Here is a 20,513-nt window from a genome sequence, read left to right as displayed (position 1 = left end):
GTTCAGCGTAGTGTGGCGTGGCTCGGTTGCAGGGCATCGACGGTCCGCACGCCCAGCAGCTGCATCGTCCGCACGATTTCCGTTCGCAGGATGTCCGCGCAGCGCTGGACACCGCGCTCGCCGCCGGCCATGAGGCCGTACAGGTAGGCCCGGCCGACCAGACACGTTGTCACGCCCTGGGCGATGGCGGCGACGATGTCACCGCCCGACAGGATGCCCGTGTCCAGCCAGACTTCCGCGTCGCCGCCGACTGCGTCGAGTGTGGGGCGTACCAACTCCAGCGGGGTGGGCGCCCGGTCGAGCTGGCGGCCGCCGTGGTTCGACAGCACCACCGCGTCCGCGCCGTACTTCACCACGTCCTTGGCGTCGTCCGGGTTCTGGATCCCTTTCACCACAAGCTTTCCCGGCCAGCTTTCGCGGACCCAGGCCAGATCACCGAAATCGAGCGCCGGGTCGAACAGCTTGTTGATCAGCTCCTGGACGGTTCCGCCCCACGCGTCGAGCGAGGCGAAACGCAGCGGTTCGGTCGTCAGCAGGTTGAACCACCACGCCGGATGCGTTGCGCCGTCGAGGAAAGTGCGCAAGGTCAGGGTCGGCGGGATGGTCAGGCCGTTGCGCACGTCGCGCATCCGCGCCCCGCCGACAGGGGTGTCGACGGTGAGCAGCAACGTGTCGTAGCCCGACTCGTGTGCTCGCCGCATCAGGTCCTGGCCCGCGCCGTGGTCACGCCAAACGTAGAGCTGGAACCATTTCCGGGCCTGCGGGGCGGTCGCGGCGACGTCCTCGATCGACGTCGTGCCCATCGTCGAGAGCGACACCGGGATGTCTTCCCGTTGCGCCACATGGGCAACCGCGCGCTCGCCTTCGTGGTGCATCATCCGCGTGAACCCGGTGGGCGCGAACGCGAACGGCAGCGCCGAACGCTTCCCGAGCACCGTCACACTCGTATCGACGTCGGCGACACCACGCAGCACGTTCGGATGGAACTCCACCCGGCGGAACGCCTCGCGCGCCCGGCGCAGGCTGTCCTCGAGCTCGGCGGCGCCATCGGCGTAGTCGAACACGGCGCGCGGGGTGCGGCGACGGGCGATCGCGCGCAGGTCGGCGATCGTGTGTGCGTTACCGAGCCGGCGCTCGACCGGGTCCAGCACGAACGGCTTGGGCCGCAGGATCTCGCGGAGTTGCGAGACCTGCGGCACCTGCCTCTTCGTCACGCGCTGCCCGAGTCCGACAGCTGCGGCCCCGCGGCCGACACGTCGTCGATCCGGTAGCGCTTCGCCGCCTCGACGACCTTGGCCTGGTCGACCTCGCCGCGGCGGGCCAGCCCGGTCAGCGTCGCGACCACGATCGACTCGGCGTCCACCAGGAAGTGGCGCCGCGCCGCGGGCCGGGTGTCGGAGAAACCGAACCCGTCGGTGCCCAGCGTGATCATGTCGTTCGGCACCCACGGGCGGACCAGGTCCGGCACCGCGCGCATCCAGTCCGACACCGCCACGACCGGGCCACCCCGGCCGGTCAGGGCCCGCGTCACGTACGGCACGCGCGGCTCGTCGCCCGGGTGCAGCAGGTTCTCCCGGTCGACCTCGACGGCCTCCCGGCGCAGCTCCGACCACGACGTGGCCGACCACACCGCGGCCCGCACGCCCCACTCGTCGGCGAGCAACTTCTGGGCCTTGAGCGCGTCCGGCATGGTCACGCCCGACACCAGGATCTGCGCCTCCGGGCCGCTGCCCGCGGGCGCCTCGGCGTAGCGGTACAGGCCGCGCAGCAACCCGTCCACGTCGAGGTTCTCCGGCTCGGCCGGCTGCTGGTACGGCTCGTTGTAGATCGTCAGGTAGTAGAAGACGTTCTCGCCGTTGCCGTCCGGGCCGGTCTCGCCGTACATCCGCTGCAGGCCGGCCTTGACGATGTGCGCGATCTCGAACGACCACGCCGGGTCGTAGGCGACCACCGCCGGGTTCGTCGCGGCCAGCAGCAGCGAGTGCCCGTCCGCGTGCTGCAGGCCCTCACCGGTCAGCGTCGTGCGGCCCGCGGTGGCGCCGAGCACGAACCCGCGCGCCATCTGGTCCGCCGCCGCGTACAGGCCGTCACCGGTGCGCTGGAACCCGAACATCGAATAGAAGATGTACATCGGGATCATCGGCTCGCCGTGCGTCGCGTACGACGTGCCGACCGCCGTGAACGAGGACGTCGAGCCGGCCTCGTTGATGCCCTCGTGCAGCAGCTGGCCGTGCTCGGATTCCTTGTACGCCAACATGAGGTTGGCATCCACCGAGGTGTACGTCTGGCCGTGCGGGTTGTAGATCTTGGCCGTCGGGAACATCGAGTCGAGCCCGAAGGTGCGCGCCTCGTCCGGGATGATCGGCACGATCCGCGAGCCGATCTCCTTGTCCTTGGCCAGTTCCCGGACCAGCCGGACGAACGCCATCGTGGTGGCGACCTCCTGCTTGCCCGAACCCTTGCGGACGGCCTCGTACACCTTGTCGCCCGGCAGCACGAGCGCCTTGGCCCGGCCCGGCCGCCGCTCCGGCAGGAACCCGCCGAGCGAGCGGCGGCGGCCGATCATGTACTCGATCTCCGGCGAGTTCAGGCCGGGGTGGTAGTACGGCGGCAGCTTCGGGTTCTCTTCCAGCTGCGCGTCGCTGATCGGGATGCGCTGCGCGTCCCGGAACAGCTTCAGGTCGTCGAGGGTGAGCTTCTTCATCTGGTGCGTGGCGTTGCGGCCTTCGAAGGACGGGCCGAGGCCGTAGCCCTTGATGGTGTGCGCCAGGATCACCGTCGGCTGGCCGTGGTGCTCCATCGCCGACTTGTACGCCGCGTACACCTTGCGGTAGTCGTGACCGCCGCGCTTGAGGTTCCAGATCTCGGCGTCGGACAGGTCCTTGACCAGTTCCTTCGTCCGCGGGTCACGGCCGAAGAAGTGCTCGCGGACGTACGCGCCGTCGTTGGCCTTGTACGTCTGGTAGTCGCCGTCTGGCGTGGTGTTCATGACGTTGACCAGCGCGCCGTCGCGGTCGGCGGACAGCAGGGCGTCCCACTCGCGGCCCCAGATCACCTTGATGACGTTCCAGCCCGCGCCGCGGAAGTACGCCTCCAGCTCCTGGATGATCTTGCCGTTCCCGCGTACCGGGCCGTCGAGCCGCTGCAGGTTGCAGTTGATGACGAAGGTCAGGTTGTCCAGGCCCTCGCCGGCCGCCACGTGGATGAGCCCGCGCGACTCCGGCTCGTCCATCTCGCCGTCGCCGAGGAACGCCCACACGTGCTGGTCGTCGGTGTCCCGGATGCCGCGATCACGCAGGTAGCGGTTGAGCCGCGCCTGGTAGATCGCGTTCATCGGGCCGAGGCCCATCGACACCGTCGGGTACTCCCAGAACTGCGGCATCAGCCGCGGGTGCGGGTACGACGGCAGGCCGCCGCCCTCACCGGCGTGCGAGTACTCCTGGCGGAACCCGTCGAGCTGCTGCTCGGTGAGCCTGCCCTCGAGGTACGCGCGGGCGTACATGCCGGGGGAGGCGTGGCCCTGGAAGAAGACCTGGTCACCGCCGCCGGAGTGGTCCTTGCCGCGGAAGAAGTGGTTGAAGCCGACCTCGTACAGCGCGGCCGACGAGGCGTAGGTGGAGATGTGGCCACCGACACCCACACCGGGCCGCTGGGCCCGGTGCACCATGATCGCGGCGTTCCACCGGATGTAGGCGCGGTAGCGGCGCTCGATCTCCTCGTCGCCGGGGAACCACGGCTCGTTCTCGGTGGGGATGGTGTTGACGTAGTCGGTCGCGGTGAGCGGCGGCACGCCGACATTGCGCTCACGAGCACGTTCCAGGATCCGCAGCATCAGGTACCGGGCCCGCTGCTGCCCGCCACGGGCGAGGGCCTCGTCGAAGGAGTCCAGCCATTCGGCCGTCTCCTCCGGGTCGATGTCGGGCAGGTGCGCGGCCAATCCGTCGCGGATGACCCGTACCCGCGCCGGCGCCTGCCGGTCGCCGGCGTCGTCGCGTGCGGCCTGGTCGTTTCGGGGGGCCAAGGGATCTCCTCGCCAGTCGTCACTTCGCGGCTGTGACACGGCCCTTTTCCCGGCCGTGTCCTGCCGCCATCGTCGTCTTTTTCCCGGCCCCCGTCATCGCTACTGGGCGGTAACGTTTGCCTGTCCCGCGGTCGGATTCGCATAATTCACACGCGCGCACGCGCGCGAGACCTCTCCACCCTAGGTCACGGTGATCCGGCGGGGTGAAATAGCGGTCGGGAAGGGCCGTTCGCCGAGCTCAAGGGCTCCTACCGTGGGAAACGAGTTGGGAGAGATCCGGTGTGGACGGTTGCGCCGCGGGCCGCGGACGTGTTCGCTAGCCCCATCCGTGTATCCGAGCGACCGGATCGTCCGGTCGCCCGTCTCAGTTGGAGGAGTGACAGCAGTGGTCGCCGCTGGAGACGCTGATTACAACAGCGTCGCCGAGAGGCTTGGCATCAAGCCGGACATGGTGGTTCAGGAGATCGGCTGGGACGAGGACGTCGACGACGACCTTCGTGCGGCGGTCGAAGAACATATCGGTGGCGAGCTCCTGGAGGAGGACGCCGACGATGTCATCGACGTGGTGCTGCTGTGGTGGCGCCAGGACGACGGTGACCTGGTCGACGCGATCATGGACGCCCGGACACCGCTCGACGAGAGCGGCGTGATCTGGGTGCTGACCCCCAAGACCGGGCAGCCCGGGCACGTCGAGCCGAGCGAGATCGCGGAGGCGGTGCCCACCGTCGGGCTCGCGCAGACCTCCAACATCAGCGTCGGAGCCAACTGGGCCGGTACGAAACTCGTCTCACCGAAGTCGAAGTCGAAGCGCTGACCGGTAGGGTTGGGGCACGCAGACTCAGGTGAGACGGGAGAGGTGCGCCGAATGGCGGTCGAGGTCGGTTCCAAGGCTCCGGACTTCACACTCAGTGACTCCAACAAGCAGCAGGTGACGCTGTCGTCCTTCCAGGGCGACAAGCCGGTTCTGCTGGTGTTCTATCCGTTCGCGTTCAGCGGTGTGTGCACCGGCGAGCTGTGCCAGCTGCGCGACGAGTTCGCCGACTACGACGGCAAGGGCGTGCAGGTGCTCGGGGTGTCGGTGGACACGCCGTTCTCGCTCAAGGCCTGGGCCGAGCAGCAGGGCTACCAGTTCCCGCTGCTGTCCGACTTCTGGCCGCACGGCGACGTCGCCAAGGCCTACGGCGTGTTCAACGAGGGCGCGGGTATGGCCCTGCGCGGCACGTTCCTCGTCGACAAGGACGGCATCGTCCGGTTCACCGAGGTCAACCAGCCCGGTGAGGCACGCGACCAAGAAGCGTGGAAGAAGGCCATGGCGGCCCTGCCCGCCTGATCACCTCGCCCCGGCGGCAAGCCCAGCCGCCGGGGTCCGGGCGCATAGCTCAGCGGTAGAGCACCTCCCTTACAAGGAGGTGGTCGCAGGTTCGATCCCTGCTGCGCCCACCGTGTTCGGTGGCCTTTGGCCGCCTTCCCGGTGTCTCATCTCGTTGTGGGGGGCGACCCCCCACACCCCCGCGGTGCGAGCTTCTTGCGTGGGCGGGCGCTGGGCACGTTCGGTGGGGACCAGCATCAGCTGGCCTCTCTCCCGGTTAGTGGGTTTGGGTTCTAGGCAGCCGTATTCGGGGGAAGTGCCGGCGACGGTGACGGTGAGGCGGTCCGCGGCTATTGCGCCGACGACGCAGGTGCGGGGGGCGACCGAGACGCCGAAAGAGGTGCCGATCGGGGGTGCGTCGTAGGGGACCCCGGCCGGTGTCATGCCGACGGTGCTGACCTTGTCGGTCCCGAATCCGGCGGCGATGATGGCGGGCCTGACAGCGGCGGGGAGGAAGTCGTTCCGGTCGCGCAACGGTTGCAGTGCCGCCTCGATCCGGTGGGCCGCGTCGGTGGCGGTTCCGCTGTACTCGGGTGGCGGATCGCTCCGTTGCAGCGGGCCGCGGTTTTCGGCCTCGTGCGGTGCGCCGTCACCGCCGTGGGTCGCCGCCTCGTCTCGCGGGAAAACGGGCGAGGCGGATGTGGACGCGGACGGCGGCGGCGCGACGGCCGGTTCCGCGGGTGGACGACCGCATGCGGTCAGCAATGCCAGCGAGCACAAGACAATCCCCAGGATGCGACGCACCCGGCGAGTGTCCCACGGCCGATCCCGGCGCGGCGAGCACTGGCTGTGGCCGGTCACACACTGCGGGTTCATCCGGTGGATCCTGTGCTACACGTTTCCTTCGATGAGCACCGCTGAAGGCTCGACCGCACTCGACGCCGCCGACACCGGGAGATACCCGCTCACCGAACCCGGCGGCGCCGCCTGGCGGGAGATCGTCGAGCGCACCCGAGCCGAGCTGCGGGAAGCCGGCTGCAGCGTGCTGCGGGACTTCATCCGGCCCGAGTGGCAAGACGTCCTGCGCGCCGAGTGCGCCGCCCTCGCGCCACACGCGTACGCGACCGTGGAACGGGTCAACGCCTACAACATCGCGCTCGACACGCCGCTGCCGCCGGATCATCCGGGCCGCACGATCATGGAACGCGGCAACGCTTTCGTTGCCCGCGACCACATCCCGGCCACCACGATCATCCAGCGGCTCTACACCGCGCCGGTGTTCCAGCGGTTCGTCGCCGACTGCTTCGGCCTGCCCGCACTGCATCCGCTCGCCGACCCGCTGTCCGGGCTCACCCTCAACGTGATCGCGCCCGGCCGCGCGCACCCCTGGCACTTCGACCTGAACGAGTTCACGGTCAGCCTCCTCACCCAGGAGGCTGACGGCGGCGGGCGGTTCGACTATTGCCCGAACATCCGGTCCACCACCAGCGAAAACTTCGACGACGTCCGGTCGGTGCTGGCCGGCGAGACCGAACTCGTGCGCCGGCTGGACCTGCGTCCCGGCGATCTCCAGCTGTTCCGCGGCCGGTATTCGCTGCACCGGGTCACCACGGTGGAGGGCACGACCGCCCGCCACACGGCGATCTTCGCCTACAGCGAACGCCCCGGGGTCATCGGCAGCCCCGAGCGGACCCGACAGCTGTTCGGCCGGGTCTTGCCCGAACATCTCGCCCAGGCCGTCCGCGGCGACGAACTCCTGGACTAGGTTGACGTCCGCGCGGAACACCCTTCGACGAAAAGGATGATCGTGAGCAGTCCGGAGTGGTCCACCCGTACGTTCGGCAACGAGGACAGCCTGCCCCGGGTCCCGCTGCCCGCACTCGAGGACACCTGCCGCCGGTTCATCGAGTGGTGTACGCCGCTGCTGACCCCGGACGAGCTCGCGCGGACCGAAGCCGCCGTCGCGGACTTCCTGGCACCGGACAGCCCCGCGCACGAACTCCAGGCGACCCTGGAGGCGTACGACAAGTCCGAGGGCGTGCACAGCTGGCTGGACACGTTCTGGCCGTACCGCTACCTCGGCCGCCGCGACCGGATCGCGCTCAACGCCAACTTCTTCTTCCTCTTCCGGAAATCCCCGCTCGGGCAGGTCGAGCGCGCGGCCGAGCTGGTCGCGTCCGCGGTGGACTACAAGCTGAAGCTGGACGACGAACTGGTGCCGCCGGTGATCCTGCGCGGCCGGCCGCAGTCGATGGTGCAGCACAAGTACCTGTTCTCCTCGACGCGGATTCCGGGACAGGTACTGGACTCCGCGCGCACGCCGTACAGCACGGACCGGCCGAGCCCGCCGGACGCGCGGCATATCGTCGTGTTCTTCCGGGACACGCCGTTCCGGCTGGACGTGCTGGCGCCGGACGGCAGGCCGTACGACCCGGAGCAGCTCGGGGCGGGGCTGCGGTCGATCATGAAGACCGGGAAGGTCGTCGACGACGCGGCAGCCGCGGTCGGGCATTTCACGACCAAGGCGCGGGCGGAGTGGGCGTCGAGCCGCGAAGCACTGCTGGCCGCGGGCAACGCCGAAGCGCTCGACACCATCGAAACGGCGCTGTTCTGCCTGTGCCTGGAAGACTTCACACCGGCGGACACCCAGGAAGCGTGCGACAACCTGCTGCACGGCGACAGTGGGAACCGGTGGTTCGACAAGGCCGTTTCCTTCCTGGTGTTCGCCGACGGCACGGCGGGGATCAACGTCGAGCACTGCGAACTCGACGGGACGACGATCCTCGGTTTCACCGACGCGCTGCTGAGCCAGGAACGGACGCGCCGCGAAGCGCCCGAGGGTGTGCCTGCGTTCGAACCCGTCGAGTTCGTGTTGAACGATGTGTTGCGTGAGGACGCTCGCGCGGCCGGGGAGTCCTTCGCCGCCTACGCGAACGCGACGGCGACGAAGACGGTGTCGTTCGAGTTCGGGGCCGACCGCGCGAAGCAACTCGGAATGTCACCGGACGCCTTCGCACAGATGGCATACCAGCTCGCGCACAAGCGGGCCAAGGGCCTGACCGGCGCGACGTACGAGTCCATCGCGACCCGGCAGTACCGCAACGGCCGGACCGAGGCGATGCGCGTCGTCACCCCCGAGGTGCTGGCGTTCGTCGCGGTGATGGACGACCCGGACGCGTCCGTCGAAACGCGCCGGACGGCTTTCCGTGCCGCGGCGGCGAAACACGTGGCGCGCGCGAAGGAGTGTCAAGCGGGCGACGCGCCGGAGCAGCATTTGTGGGAGTTGCAGCTGATCCAGAAACGGCGCGGTGTCGAAGAAAGCCCGGCGCTGTATTCGTCGCCGGGGTGGCTCGTCATGCGAGACGACTATCTGAGCACCAGTTCCGCGCCCTCGCAGAACATCCAGTACTTCGGGTTCGGCTCGACCAGCCCGCAGTGCGTCGGCATCGCGTACGTGCTGCTGCCGGACCGGTGGAACATCTACCTGAGCACACCCCGCCACGTCGCCGGCGAGATGTACCGCTTCGGCGACGAGCTCACCCGCGCTGTCGGAGAGTTGCAGGACCTGCTCGCTGGGTGACCGGGCGCGCACACCGCCGCGCGAACTGCGGAAAGCCGAGTGGCCCAACGGGTTCCGCCGAACGCGCGGGGTGGCCGTGACGCCGGTGACATCTGGCGAAGATTTGTAACGCTCGGCCCGGTTCGAGCGTTCTGGCCGGAATCGCGCCTTCATCCCTTGTGAAGCGACGAACCACGATCACGTCGTCCGGAGTTTGCACGCCGTCCATCAGGCGGCCGGAATCTTACGCGGCAAGTGGGGGGCAGTTTCAGGGGAAAGAGTTGTGATGGCAGCCGCTCGCTTTCAGATGTTCCAGGCCACAACCGATCGGGTCGACTGGCGTTTTCTTTCGGCGAACAACCGTAGTATCGCGCGTTCCGTTCACGATTTTCCCGACGCCTATGCCTGCTTGAATTCCCTGACAGAGCTCATCAAAGGCCTGGACGGCGCCAACGTGGTGACCGTCCGCAATGGACAGGGAATGTGGCACTGGCAACTCAGGGCAGGCGCGGTCGCACTGGCCGTGTCGAGCCGGCAGTACCAGCGCCGCATTCGGGCACACGCCGCTGGTGGCGGCTTTCTCACCCTGGCCAAACAAGTGCACGATGTCACCGGTCTTCAATTGGTTTCTTTCGACCGTGCCGATACCTGAAAGATGAGAAGGGTTCACGAGCGGGCCAGTTCGTCCCTCGTTCATGATCCGTCGTCCGGTCGTCCAGTTTCGCCGGATTGGCTGTCTCTGCCAGATTTCACTGCCACTTTGGGGAGGAGTGCGCGCCGATGACAAGCCTGCGGACCGCGATGAGCTCGTCCCGGGCCGAGGAGGCGCGCCGCCGGGTCGCGCCGCCCGGCGGGGCGGACCGCGTCTTCCGCGCCATGCTGCGCATCGTCGGCGTGCTCGTGCTGGCGATCATGGCGACGGTGGGGCTTTTCCTGGTGCGCAACGGAAGCGACGCACTCGGCATGGCCGGCTGGTCCTTTCTCACGACGCAGGCCTGGCAACCGGACTCCGGGAACTTCGGCATCGCGGCCGTGCTGGCCGGCACGGTGCTGATCGCGCTGGTGGCGCTGTGCGTGGCGTTCCCGCTGGCCGCCGGGGTGGCGCTGTTCATCTCCGAGTACGCGCCCCCCGGCGCCAGACGGGCGCTGGTGAGTCTGGTCGACCTGATGGCCGCGGTGCCCAGCGTGGTGTACGGCCTGTTCGGCGCGGTGTTCCTGCAGTGGAACCTGCTCGACGTGCCGCGCTGGATCTCCACCCGGTTCGGCTGGATTCCACTGTTCACAGTGGACGGTTACGATCCCGACGACCCGCTGAGCAGTCAGACGGTGTTCGCCAGCTCCACGTTCTTCGCCGGGCTCATCGTGGGCATGATGGTGATGCCCATCGCGTGCTCGGTGATGCGCGAGGCGTTTTCCCAGGCGCCGCCCGGCGAACGCGAAGGCGCGTACGCGCTGGGCGCCACCAAGTGGGGCATGATCCGCTCCGTTGTGCTGCCGTTCGCGCGCGGCGGCATGATCGGCGGGACCATGCTCGGGCTCGGCCGAGCGCTCGGCGAGACCATCGCGGTGTACATGATCATCGCGCCCGTCTTCGTGATCCAGCCGCACATCCTGCAGAGCGGCGCCAACTCGGTGTCCGCAATGATCGCGCAGCAGTGGGGCGCGGCCAGCCCGTTCGGGCTGTCCGCGCTGATGGCGGCCGGGCTTGCCCTGTTCGCGCTCACCCTCGTGGTCAACTTCGGCGCCTCCGCGATCATCGCGCGCAGCCGCTCCGGGCAGGAAAGCGAGGCGTGACAAACATGTCCACTGTGGACGAGCCCGAAAGACGCCGGACGACCGGCACCGCCGACCGCGGTGACGTCGTCGCGCTCATCGGCTCCGCGGCCGCCGCCGTCGCGGTGGCCTGGCTCGTGTTCACCCGGCTCGCGCCGTTCGGTGGCACGATCGGGTTCCTGATCATCGCCTGGGTGGTGTTCCTCGGCCTCTACGGGTTCCTCACGTCGTTCACGGAGAACGCGCTGACCGTCCGGGACCGGCTGGCCCGCGCGCTGGTGTACAGCATCGCGTTCGTCGCGCTGGTCGGGCTCATCGTGATCGTCGGATACCCGCTGGTGCGCGGTATCGCGGCGTTGCGGCACGCCAACTTCTTCACCGAGGACATGGCCAACGCCGGACCGCTGGATCCGCTCACCCAGGGCGGCATCCTGCACGCGGTGGTCGGCACCCTCGAACAGATCGCGATCGCGCTGATCATCGTCGTCCCGCTCGGGCTCGTCTGCGCGGTGTTCCTCAACGAGACGCGCGGCGCGTTCTCCCGGCTGGTGCGCACCATCGTGGACGCGATGACCGCGCTGCCCTCGATCGTCGCCGGCCTTTTCGTCTACGCCGCCCTGATCCTCGGCCTCGGCCTGGAACGGTCCGGGCTGGCCGCCGGCTGCGCGATCAGCGTGATGATGCTGCCGATCGTGATCAGGGCCTCGGACGTCGTGCTGCGTCTGGTGCCCGGTTCGCTGCGGGAGGCGTCGTTCGCGCTCGGCGCCGGCCAGCTGCGCACGGTGTGGCACGTCGTCCTGCCCACCGCCCGGTCGGGCCTGACGACGGCGATCCTGCTGGGCACGGCGCGCGGGATCGGGGAGACCTCGCCGGTGCTGATCACGGCCGGGTTCACCGCGTACCTCAACACCAACCCACTCTCCGGGTCCCAGGTTTCGTTGCCACTGGAGACCTTCTCGCTCGTCACGTCGCCGGAGGAAGCGATGAAGTCACGCGGTTTCGGTGCAGCCGCGGTGCTGATGCTGCTCGTGCTGATCCTTTTCGTGCTCGCCAGGGTGCTGGGCGGGCGCCCGGCCGGTGACCTCTCGCGCGGGCAGCGGGAACGGCGCCGGCGCGCGTCGCTGGCCGACCGCGAGCGGTTCATCGCGCGCATCAACGAACGGAACGGGGGAACGGACCAGTGAAGCGTTGGGCCCTACTGGCGGCCGTGTTCGTGCTGCTGCTGTCCGGGCAGCCGGCGGCGTTCGCACAGGGTTATGTGCCGATCAGCGGCTCGGGGTCGACCTGGAGTTTCAACGCGGTCGACCAGTGGCGCAAGAACGTCGAGCAGTACGGGATGCGGATCAACTTCGCCGCCAATGGTTCCAGCGCCGGCCGCAACGACTTCAAGGCGGGCCAGGTCGACTTCGCGGTGTCGGAGATCCCGTACGGGCTCACCGACGGCGGGGTCAAGGACGTGGAGCCCACCCGGGGATTCGCCTACATGCCGATCGTGGCCGGCGGTACCGCCTTCATGTACAACCTGAAGATCGGCAACACGCAGGTGACCAACCTGCGGCTGTCCGGGCAGACCATCACCGCGATCTTCACCGGCGCCATCACCAACTGGGCCGATCCGGCGATCAAGGCGGACAACCCGGGGCTGAACCTGCCCGCCCGCAAGATCATCCCGGTGGTCCGCTCCGACGGCTCCGGCACGACCGCCCAGTTCACCACGTACATGGCGAACCAGTACCCGGGCATGTGGGACGCGTTCTGCCGCCGCGCGGGCCGGGCCACGCCGTGCGGGTTCACCTCGAACTACCCGCCCGCCGCGCCGGTGATCGGCCAGTCCGGCTCGCTCGGCGTGACGAACTACGTGCGGCAGCCGCAGAGCGAGGGCTCGATCACCTACGTCGAGTACTCCTACGCGCGCAACTCGGGCTTCCCGGTCGCGAAGATGCTCAACAAGGCCGGGTACTACATCGAGCCGACGGCGCCCAGCGTGGCGGTGGCACTGCTGGCGGCGCACATCAGGTCCGACCTCACCCAGGATCTCGGCGACGTGTACGTCAACGGCGACCCGCGCACCTACCCGCTGTCCAGCTACAGCTACATGATCCTGCCGACCGGCACCGAGTCGCCGTTCACCGTCGAAAAAGGACGGACGCTGTCGGACTTCGCGTACTACTTCCTCTGCGAGGGACAGCAACAGGCCGATCGTTTGGGCTACTCGCCGCTGCCGATCAACCTCGTCCGCGCTGGTCTGGACCAGGTGGCGCGCATTCCGGGATCGACGAAGAAACCCACCGACATCAACAAGTGCAACAACCCGACGCTGTCTCCGGACGGCGGGAACGCGCTCGCCAACAGCGCGCCGTTCCCGTCCGCGTGCGACAAGATCGGCGTGACGCAGTGCGCCGAAGGCACCGGCGGGGCGAAGCGCCCGACGCCGACGAGCAACACCAGCGCGGCGAACAACGGCGGCCCGGGCGGCCCGGCGGGGGCCAGCTCCACGAGCGATGGCGCGAACGGAGCCGGTGCCGACAGCGCGAATCCGTCGGACAACCCGGCGGTGGACGCCGGTGGTGACGTCGCGATCGACCCCGACACCGGCCAGCCGGTGAACGCCCGCGGTGGGTCTTCCGGCGCGCTCGCCCAGCCGGTTTCCCTTGGCCTGCAGGACAACACGACCACGGCCCTGCTCGCGTCGCTGGCCGTGGTGCTGTTCCTCGGGCTCATCGTCGGCCCGCCCATCCTGGCCCGCGTGCTGCGGAAGGAGGACCGGTGATCACCCGGATCCTGCGGCTGCTCGCCGCCGCCGTGCTGACGGTGGCCGGTATCGGGGTCGCGCTCGCCCCCGCCCAGGCGGCGACCGGCTCGGCCGTGACCGTGTCGGGCACCGGCGATTTCGCGAACCTGAAGGTGACCGTCAGCCAGACGACGAACCTGATCAACCAGACCGTGCACGTGAACTGGACCGGCGGCGGGCCGACCGGGCCGTCGGGCAACTTCAACACCAACTTCCTGCAGATCATGCAGTGCTGGGGCGACGACCCGGCGGGGCCCTCGCGCGAGCAGTGCCAGTTCGGCGGGCTCGCGGCCCAGGGCTCCCCGGCGTCCGGCGCGTTCGTGCGGCTGCGGCAGGTGAGCTACGGCGACCAGTTGAAGGATCCGCTCGAGACGCTGACCCCGCCCGCGACCGGTGGCCAGGCCGTCGTCCCGTTCCATTCGGTGACGGGCGTGACGACCACCGCCACGGGCGACTTCTTCACCGCGGGCACGACGAACGAGATCCCGCTCGCCAAGACCTCGCTCGCCGGCACCGGCGAGGCCGACTTCGAGGTGCAGACCGCCACCGAGTCCTACGGCCTCGGCTGCGGCACCGTGGTCAACGGCGCGCCCCGGCCGTGCTGGCTGGTGATCGTGCCGCGCGGCACGAAGGAGGTCAACGGCCAGGTCGCGGGCCAGGACTACCTGCACACCGGGCTCGACTCCTCGCCGCTGTCGGAGACGAACTGGGCGCAGCGGATGCAGGTCAAGCTGGGCTTCCAGCCGGTCGGCGCGGCCTGCCCGATCGGCACGGCCGAGCGGCTGACGTCGGGCCACGAGTTCATCTCCGAGGCCGTCCTGCGCTGGCAACCCAGGCTGTGCAAGGACACCGGCACGGTGTTCGGTTACGTCTCGCTGCCCGACGGGGTGGCGCGGCAGGTGGTCGAGTCGGACAAGCCGGGCCTGGAGTTCGTGACCGACCCGGTGCCACCGGACCTGGCCACCCGGCCGCTGGTCTACGCGCCGGTCGCGCTGTCCGGGCTGAGTGTCGCGTTCGTGATGGAACGCCAGTCCGCCGGCGAGGGCGTCGCGCCCGACGGCGTGTGGCAGCGCGACGGCGAGCAGATCTTCTCGCTGAGCCTCACGCCGCGGCTGCTGGCGAAGCTGCTCACCCAGTCCTACGTGCTGTCCCTGCCGGTGCGCCAGGACTACCTGAAGAACAACTCCGACTTCCTCACCCGCGATCCCGACTTTCTCAAGATCAACCCGGAGTTCGAGGACGCCGGCAAGCTTATGTCCACTGTAGACGCCCTCGTGTCCACAGTGGACTACGACGAGACCGCGGTGCTGTGGAGCTGGATCAACGCCGACCCGGACGCGCGCGCCTTCCTCGACGGCAAGCCGGATCCGTGGGGTATGACGGTGAACCCGAAGTACAAGGGCCTGGCGCTGCCCGTGTCGAACTTCCCGAAGGCGGACTTCACCTGCGCCGGCTCCGGGCTGCTGGAGAACTGCGCGCTGGACCTGCACCCGCTGGCCGCGGACATGCACGACGCCGGGCGGGCCGCCAGCCGTGGTGACACCCTGGGCAAGGAGCCCAGTGGGCTGGCCAACCCGATCGACGGGGGCAAGCAGCTCAAGGCCCGCGACCGGGAGCCGACGGGGCAGCGCAGCCTGCTCGCGATCGTGGACACCGCGACCGCGGCCCGGTACGGCCTGCCGACGGCGAAACTACGCAACTCCTCGGGTGCGTTCGTCGCACCCACTCAGGAAAGCCTGCTCGCCGGGGCCGGCGCGATGAAGGACAGCGGCGTGCCCGGGGTGCGGGTGCCGGACCCGCAGGCCGCGGCCGCCGGCGCGTATCCGTTGACCAGCCTCAGCTACGCGGTGACCGCACCGTCCGCTTTGGACACCGCGAGCGGTGCGGACTACGCGACGTTCATCCGGTACGCGGTCGGCGACGGGCAGACCCCGGGCATCGAGCCCGGCCAGCTGCCCGACGGCTACATCCCGCTGCCCGACGACCTGCGGCAGCAGGCCCGGGACGCGGCGACCCAGATCGCCGACCTCGCCGGCAAACCCGTCGGCGGCCCGGCGGGCAACGGCGGGGAGAGCGGCTCGGAGAGCGCCGGATTCCCCGGCCCGTCCGGTTCCTTCCCGGCCGGCCAGGACGGCGCTTCGCCGGGACAGCAGCAAACAGCGGCGCCGGGCGCGACATCGGCGCCCGCCGCGGGGCCGGCACCCGTCAAAGCGGCCCCGCCCACCAAGACCACGGCCCAGCAGCCGGTCGCCCAGGCGCGGCCCACCCCGGCTTCACCGGTGGGCATCGTGCGGTGGGTGCTCGCCGCGCTGCTGGTACTCGGCGGACTCGCGGCCGGGGCCGGTCCGGCCCTGCTGCGCCTGTCGGTGCGGATGAGGAGGTGATGCACCCGACCAGGCCGGGGCACGGAGTGGCAGCTCCCGCCACCGGCGCGGCCGGATGACTTTCGACAAGCAAGACCGGCGCACCAACCGCGCCGGAAGACATCCGGGCACAAGCCCGGACACTCCTGCTGCGAAAAGGATACTTGAAGTGACAGGACGCAAGAGAAAACTCCTCGTTTCGGCGGTGGCCGCGGTGGCCGCGGTGATCGCCATCGGCGGTGCGGCGCAGGCCGACCCGTCGGGCACCCCCACCTTCCGTGACCTCGCCGGCGTCGGTTCCGACACCACCCAGGGCATCATGAACGGGATGGCCGACGCCATCACGATCAACGGCACCAAGGTGCTCGGTTCGTACGACGCCGTCGGGTCCGCCAACATCACCACCAAGGACGCGACGACCAACCCCGGCTGCACCATTCCGCGCCCGGCCAGTTCGGGCGCCGGCGTGACCGCGCTGGTCAACTCGCAGGCCGCGGGCAACAACTGCGTGCAGTTCGCCCGCTCCTCGGCGAACAGCGCGTCGACGTTCCCCGGTGCGAACCTGACCTACATCCCGTTCGCCGTGGACGCGGTGACCTACGTGGTGCGGTCCGACAGTTCGGTCTCCAAGAAGCTGACCACCGCTCAGCTCAAGAGCGTCTACAACTGCACCGCGCCTGGTGTCGGCACCACCTACAAGCCGCTGCTGCCGCAGTTCGGCTCGGGCACCCGCGCGTTCTTCATGCAGAGCCTCGGCCTGACGAACACCGCTGATTACACGACCTTGTTCCCGTGCGTCAAGGACAAGGACGTCAACAACAACCCGATCGAAGAGAACACCGGTACCTACCTGACCGACCCGGCGAACGTCGCGCCGTACTCGATCGCGCAGTACCAGTCCCAGGTGTACGGGGTCGTGCCGGACGTGCACGGCAAGGCGATGCTCTCGACGCTCAACAGCATCAACCCGACCGACCTGAACACCGACTCGTCGTTCAAGCGGGACGTGTACAACGTCGTGCCGACCGGCAAGCTCGCCACCGCGCCGTACAGCACGGTGTTCCCGGGCAGCGGCTCGGCCATCTGTACGCACACGGACGTCGTCACCAAGTACGGCTTCGGCATCGCGCCGAACTGTGGTGACACCTCCATCGTCACGCCCTGATCCCGTTTCCCGAAAGGAAAGCACACACTCATGAGATCCATGAAGATGCTGCGTCGCGTCGCGGTGGGCGGGATCGCCCTCGCTGCCGCGCTGGGCGGTGCCTTCGGCACCGTGTCGGCGTCGGCCGCTCCCGCGCCGGGAACGCTCGGCACCGCGGTCGTGTCCGTGGCCAACGGCCTCGACGTCAACGCGCCGCTGTACACCACCTCGGCGGGCTGCCCCGACACGGCCGACGCCTACAACATGTTCATCAACGGTCCGGGTGCCTGGGCCGGTGGCTTCATCGGCACCACCACCACGGACGTGAACCTGTCGCACACCTCGGGTTTCCCGGTGCAGCAGGGGTTGTCGTTCAAGGACATCGCGCAGGACAACCAGACGGTCGTGACGCCGGGCGAGTACGACATCACGATCAACTGTGTCGACTCGTTCTCGCTGGTGGTGCAGGGCACCTTCACGACGGCGGTGTACTTCACCGACGCGACGCACTTCACCAGCACCGACCCGAACCAGCCGGTGAGCACGACCACCTCGCTGGCGGTCACCCCGGCTTCGCCGGTGACCGCCGGTGACCCGGTCACCCTGACCGCGACGGTGACCCCGGCGTCGGCCGGCGGCACCGTGCAGTTCAAGGACGGCGGCGTGAACCTGGGCGCCCCGGTGGCGGTCAACGGTGGCACGGCCACGTTCAGCACCTCGACGCTGACCGTCGGCTCGCACTCGCTCACCGCGGAGTTCACCGGTGCCGCCCCGAACATCGGCGGCTCGGCGTCCAGCGCGGTGGCCTACGACGTGGCTGCCCGCCAGGCCACGCAGACGACGACCGCGCTGGCGGTCACGCCGAGCGGGACCGCGACCCAGTACCAGCCGGTCACGCTGAACGCGAACGTGACCCCGGGTGCGGCCGCGGGTGCCATCCAGTTCACCGACAACGGCGCGAACCTGGGCAACCCGGTTCCGCTGACCGGTGGGGCGGCTTCGCTGAACACCAGCACGCTCGCTGTGGGCGCGCACTCGTTCACCGCGAAGTTCGTGCCGACTGACGCGGCGGTGTTCCTGCCGTCCGAGTCCGGTGCGGTTCCGCTGTCCGTGGCGGCCTTCGCCGGTGTCGCGACGACGGAGAACATCACCACCACCGTCACCGCCGGTGAGCTGCTGATCAGCGTGGAGAACCAGAACGTCACGCTGCCTTCGCCCGCCATGCTGCCCGACGCCTCGATGCTGCAGACGTCCGGCAACCTCAACCCGGTCACCGTCACCGACACCCGCGCCGGTAACCCCGGCTGGAACGTGTCCGGTCAGGTGACCGACTTCAGCGACGGCGTGTCGCACTCGATCAACGGTGCCAACCTCGGCTGGACCCCGTCGGTGATCGACAAGCTCGCCGCGCAGAACGTCAACGCCGGCCCCGCGGTCAACCCGGCGGCGGCCGTCGCCCCCGGTGTGACCGCTCCGGACGGAGTCGGCCTTGCCGGCTCCCGCACCTTGGCCACCGCCACCCCCAACGGCGGTAACGGGACCGCGCACCTCGGTGCCGGCCTGGCCCTGAACGTGCCGACGTCCACCGTCGCCGGCACCTACACCGCGGTTTTGACTCTCACCGCGATCTAAGGACTGTTTCCAAATGGCTTGCGTGCCGGTGCGGGTAGCGGAACCTGAGGCGGCCCCTGACTCCGGGATCTCGAACTCATGAATGCCAATTCACCACGTTCGAGCTGTCCTCGCCAGGAACCACCTCAGAACCCGCGTCGGCGCAAGCTGACGGCCCACAGCAAGCGGCTTCGCCGCTTCTGAAGCCCGACCTATTCGCCACACCAGGTTCCCCGGCGGGACTCGTCCCGCCGGGGAACCGACCCTGGAAGGTAGCCATGATCCGCACATTTCTGCGTGTGCTCGCCGCCGGGCTCCTGCTGGTCCTGCTCGCGCCGGCCGCGCTCGCCCAGACCCCCGCCCCGCCGCCGCCCGCGGACCGGGTGACCTTCGGGGTCCGGCCCGCCACCGCGCAGGCGCCCGACCAGCGCAGCAGCTTCACCTACAGTGCGACCCCGGGCGCCCGGCTCACCGACTTCCTCGCGGTGTCCAATGTGGGCGAACACCCGCTGAACCTGCGGATCTACGCGAGCGACGCGTTCAACACCCCGGAGGCCGGGTTCGATCTCCTTGCCTCGAACCGGAAATCGGTCGACCTGGGCACCTGGGTCGCGCCCGGGCAGGACGCGGTCTCCGTGCCGGGGCGCGCGACCGTGATCGTGCCGTTCGCACTCACCATCCCCGCGAACGCCACACCCGGCGACCACGCCGGCGGCATCGTCGCCTCGCTGAGCACCGACCAAACCCAGGCCAACGGCCAGAAGGTCACCGTCGAACAGCGCGTGGGGGCGCGCATCTACCTGCGGGTCAGCGGGGAGCTGCATCCCGGGCTGACGGTCACCGATCTCGACGCCGACTATCACGGCAGCCTGCTCGGCCGCGGTGACGTGACCTTGAGCTACGTCGTGCGCAACACCGGCAACGTCCGGCTGTCCGGCAAGCAGTGGGCCAACGTGTCCGCCCCGTGGGGATCCACTGTGGACGGTCCGGAGCTGGCGCCGATCCCGGAACTGCTGCCCGGCTCGTCGATGAAGCTGAGCACGAAGATCGGCGGGCTGCTGCCCGCGGGCTGGCTCACCGGCACGGTGCACGTCGATCCCGTTGCGGTAGCGGGACATCCGGACCCACCGGGCGAGCCGGCCGAAGCGAACGTGACGTTCAGCGCGGTGCCCTGGCTCTACCTCGCCGCGCTCGTCGTGCTGTTGCTGGCACTGCTGTTCTGGCTGTGGCGCCGCCGCCGCGGCAGGACCGCGCCCACCGGTCCCGTCGATCCCCAGAAGGTGACCGAGCATGCCGGCGCCAGCTGAGCCGCCGCTCGTGGTGTCGCCGGGCGACAGCGCCGACGCCGCGACGATGCGATTGCAGACGAACGCGGGCTGTCCCGGTGACGCGGACGCGTACAACGCCGTGCTGCACGGGAAAGGTCTCCCCGGGCAGGGCGTGGTGATCACCGCGACGACCAGCGCGGGCATGTCGCACACCCAGGGCTTCACGGTGTTCCCGGCGGAAACGCTGCACGATTTCGCAGCGGACAACAACGTGACGCTCAGCGGTGACTACCAGGTGTCGGTCTACTGCGTCGATTCCTTCTCCCAGCAGGCGAAAAGCGAGTTCACCGCCACCATCCGGGTCGACACGCCCGGGCGGTACACCGCGGTCGGCGCGGCCAAGGGGCCGAACACCCTGGCGCCGCGCGAAGAACTCGAGACCGCGCCCGCGAGCCCGCCGCCCAGCGCCGCCGCCGCGCCGCCTCCCGCCGGGCAGACGGTGCCGCAGAGTGTGGCCGCCACGCCCGCCGCGGCAGCCGGGCCGGCGGCGTCGGGCGGCAGCTGGGCGCAACCCACGGTTTTCATTGTCGCGCTGGTGCTCGCGGTGGGCGCCGTCGTGCTCGTGACGGCGTTGGTGCGCAGGCACCGTGCCCGGTAACCCCACGGAGGAACGA

15 protein-coding genes and 1 tRNA gene are annotated in these 20,513 nt (G+C 69.4%); 14 read left to right on the top strand and 2 right to left on the bottom strand.

Annotation, left to right across the window (positions count from 1 at the left end):
* Positions 1–2: 2 nt before the first annotated feature.
* Together LOZ83_RS04485 and aceE are read right to left on the bottom strand one after the other, a co-directional pair.
* Positions 3–1,214, bottom strand: coding sequence for an alpha-hydroxy acid oxidase (locus LOZ83_RS04485; protein ID WP_236788892.1), 1,212 nt, complete (start codon positions 1,212–1,214; stop codon positions 3–5).
* Positions 1,211–4,021, bottom strand: a complete 2,811-nt coding sequence (aceE, locus tag LOZ83_RS04480; RefSeq protein WP_236788891.1) for a pyruvate dehydrogenase (acetyl-transferring), homodimeric type — start codon at positions 4,019–4,021, stop codon at positions 1,211–1,213. The genes LOZ83_RS04485 and aceE overlap by 4 nt, the downstream gene beginning before the upstream one ends.
* Positions 4,022–4,406: 385 nt before the next feature.
* Between aceE and LOZ83_RS04475 the strand changes: the two genes are divergently transcribed.
* From LOZ83_RS04475 to LOZ83_RS04410, 14 genes are all read left to right on the top strand, one after another.
* Positions 4,407–4,835, top strand: coding sequence for a DUF3052 domain-containing protein (locus tag LOZ83_RS04475; protein ID WP_236788890.1), 429 nt, complete (start codon positions 4,407–4,409; stop codon positions 4,833–4,835).
* Between the two features lie 51 nt (positions 4,836–4,886).
* Complete coding sequence (locus tag LOZ83_RS04470; RefSeq protein WP_236788889.1) at positions 4,887–5,351, top strand: peroxiredoxin; 465 nt, start codon at positions 4,887–4,889, stop codon at positions 5,349–5,351.
* Between the two features lie 38 nt (positions 5,352–5,389).
* A tRNA-Val gene (locus LOZ83_RS04465) sits at positions 5,390–5,461 on the top strand.
* Positions 5,462–6,237: 776 nt separating this feature from the next.
* Positions 6,238–7,095: an arpA protein gene (locus tag LOZ83_RS04460; RefSeq protein WP_236788888.1), complete on the top strand. Its 858-nt coding sequence runs from the start codon at positions 6,238–6,240 to the stop codon at positions 7,093–7,095.
* A 36-nt stretch (positions 7,096–7,131) separates the two neighbouring features.
* A complete protein-coding gene (locus LOZ83_RS04455; RefSeq protein ID WP_236788887.1) occupies positions 7,132–8,910 on the top strand; it encodes a choline/carnitine O-acyltransferase in 1,779 nt (592 codons plus the stop codon).
* Positions 8,911–9,175: 265 nt separating this feature from the next.
* Positions 9,176–9,541, top strand: a complete 366-nt coding sequence (locus LOZ83_RS04450) for a hypothetical protein (protein WP_236788886.1) — start codon at positions 9,176–9,178, stop codon at positions 9,539–9,541.
* A gap of 128 nt (positions 9,542–9,669) precedes the next feature.
* Positions 9,670–10,683, top strand: a complete 1,014-nt coding sequence (pstC, locus tag LOZ83_RS04445) for a phosphate ABC transporter permease subunit PstC (protein ID WP_236788885.1) — start codon at positions 9,670–9,672, stop codon at positions 10,681–10,683.
* Between the two features lie 5 nt (positions 10,684–10,688).
* Positions 10,689–11,846 carry a phosphate ABC transporter permease PstA gene (pstA, locus tag LOZ83_RS04440; RefSeq protein WP_236788884.1) on the top strand — a complete coding sequence of 386 codons (1,158 nt, stop codon included), beginning with the start codon at positions 10,689–10,691 and terminating at the stop codon, positions 11,844–11,846.
* Positions 11,843–13,432, top strand: coding sequence for a phosphate ABC transporter substrate-binding protein PstS (pstS, locus tag LOZ83_RS04435; RefSeq protein WP_236788883.1), 1,590 nt, complete (start codon positions 11,843–11,845; stop codon positions 13,430–13,432). Before pstA ends, pstS begins: the two co-directional genes overlap by 4 nt.
* Positions 13,429–15,837, top strand: a complete 2,409-nt coding sequence (locus tag LOZ83_RS04430) for a hypothetical protein (protein WP_236788882.1) — start codon at positions 13,429–13,431, stop codon at positions 15,835–15,837. Before pstS ends, LOZ83_RS04430 begins: the two co-directional genes overlap by 4 nt.
* 148 nt (positions 15,838–15,985) lie before the next feature.
* The gene (locus tag LOZ83_RS04425; protein ID WP_236788881.1) at positions 15,986–16,981 is read left to right on the top strand and encodes a hypothetical protein; all 996 of its coding nucleotides are present in this window, start codon (positions 15,986–15,988) and stop codon (positions 16,979–16,981) included.
* Positions 16,982–17,011: 30 nt separating this feature from the next.
* Positions 17,012–18,592 carry an Ig-like domain repeat protein gene (locus LOZ83_RS04420; RefSeq protein ID WP_236788880.1) on the top strand — a complete coding sequence of 527 codons (1,581 nt, stop codon included), beginning with the start codon at positions 17,012–17,014 and terminating at the stop codon, positions 18,590–18,592.
* Positions 18,593–18,849: 257 nt separating this feature from the next.
* Entirely contained in the window at positions 18,850–19,878 is a 1,029-nt protein-coding gene (locus tag LOZ83_RS04415; RefSeq protein WP_236788879.1) for a WxL protein peptidoglycan domain-containing protein, read from the top strand.
* Positions 19,862–20,497: a hypothetical protein gene (locus LOZ83_RS04410; protein WP_236788878.1), complete on the top strand. Its 636-nt coding sequence runs from the start codon at positions 19,862–19,864 to the stop codon at positions 20,495–20,497. The genes LOZ83_RS04415 and LOZ83_RS04410 overlap by 17 nt, the downstream gene beginning before the upstream one ends.
* Positions 20,498–20,513: the final 16 nt, after the last annotated feature.

Origin of the sequence: Amycolatopsis sp. GM8 (assembly GCF_021653975.1) — a bacterium.
GTDB lineage: Bacteria > Actinomycetota > Actinomycetes > Mycobacteriales > Pseudonocardiaceae > Amycolatopsis_E.
This window is presented reverse-complemented; position numbering and strand designations above follow the sequence as displayed.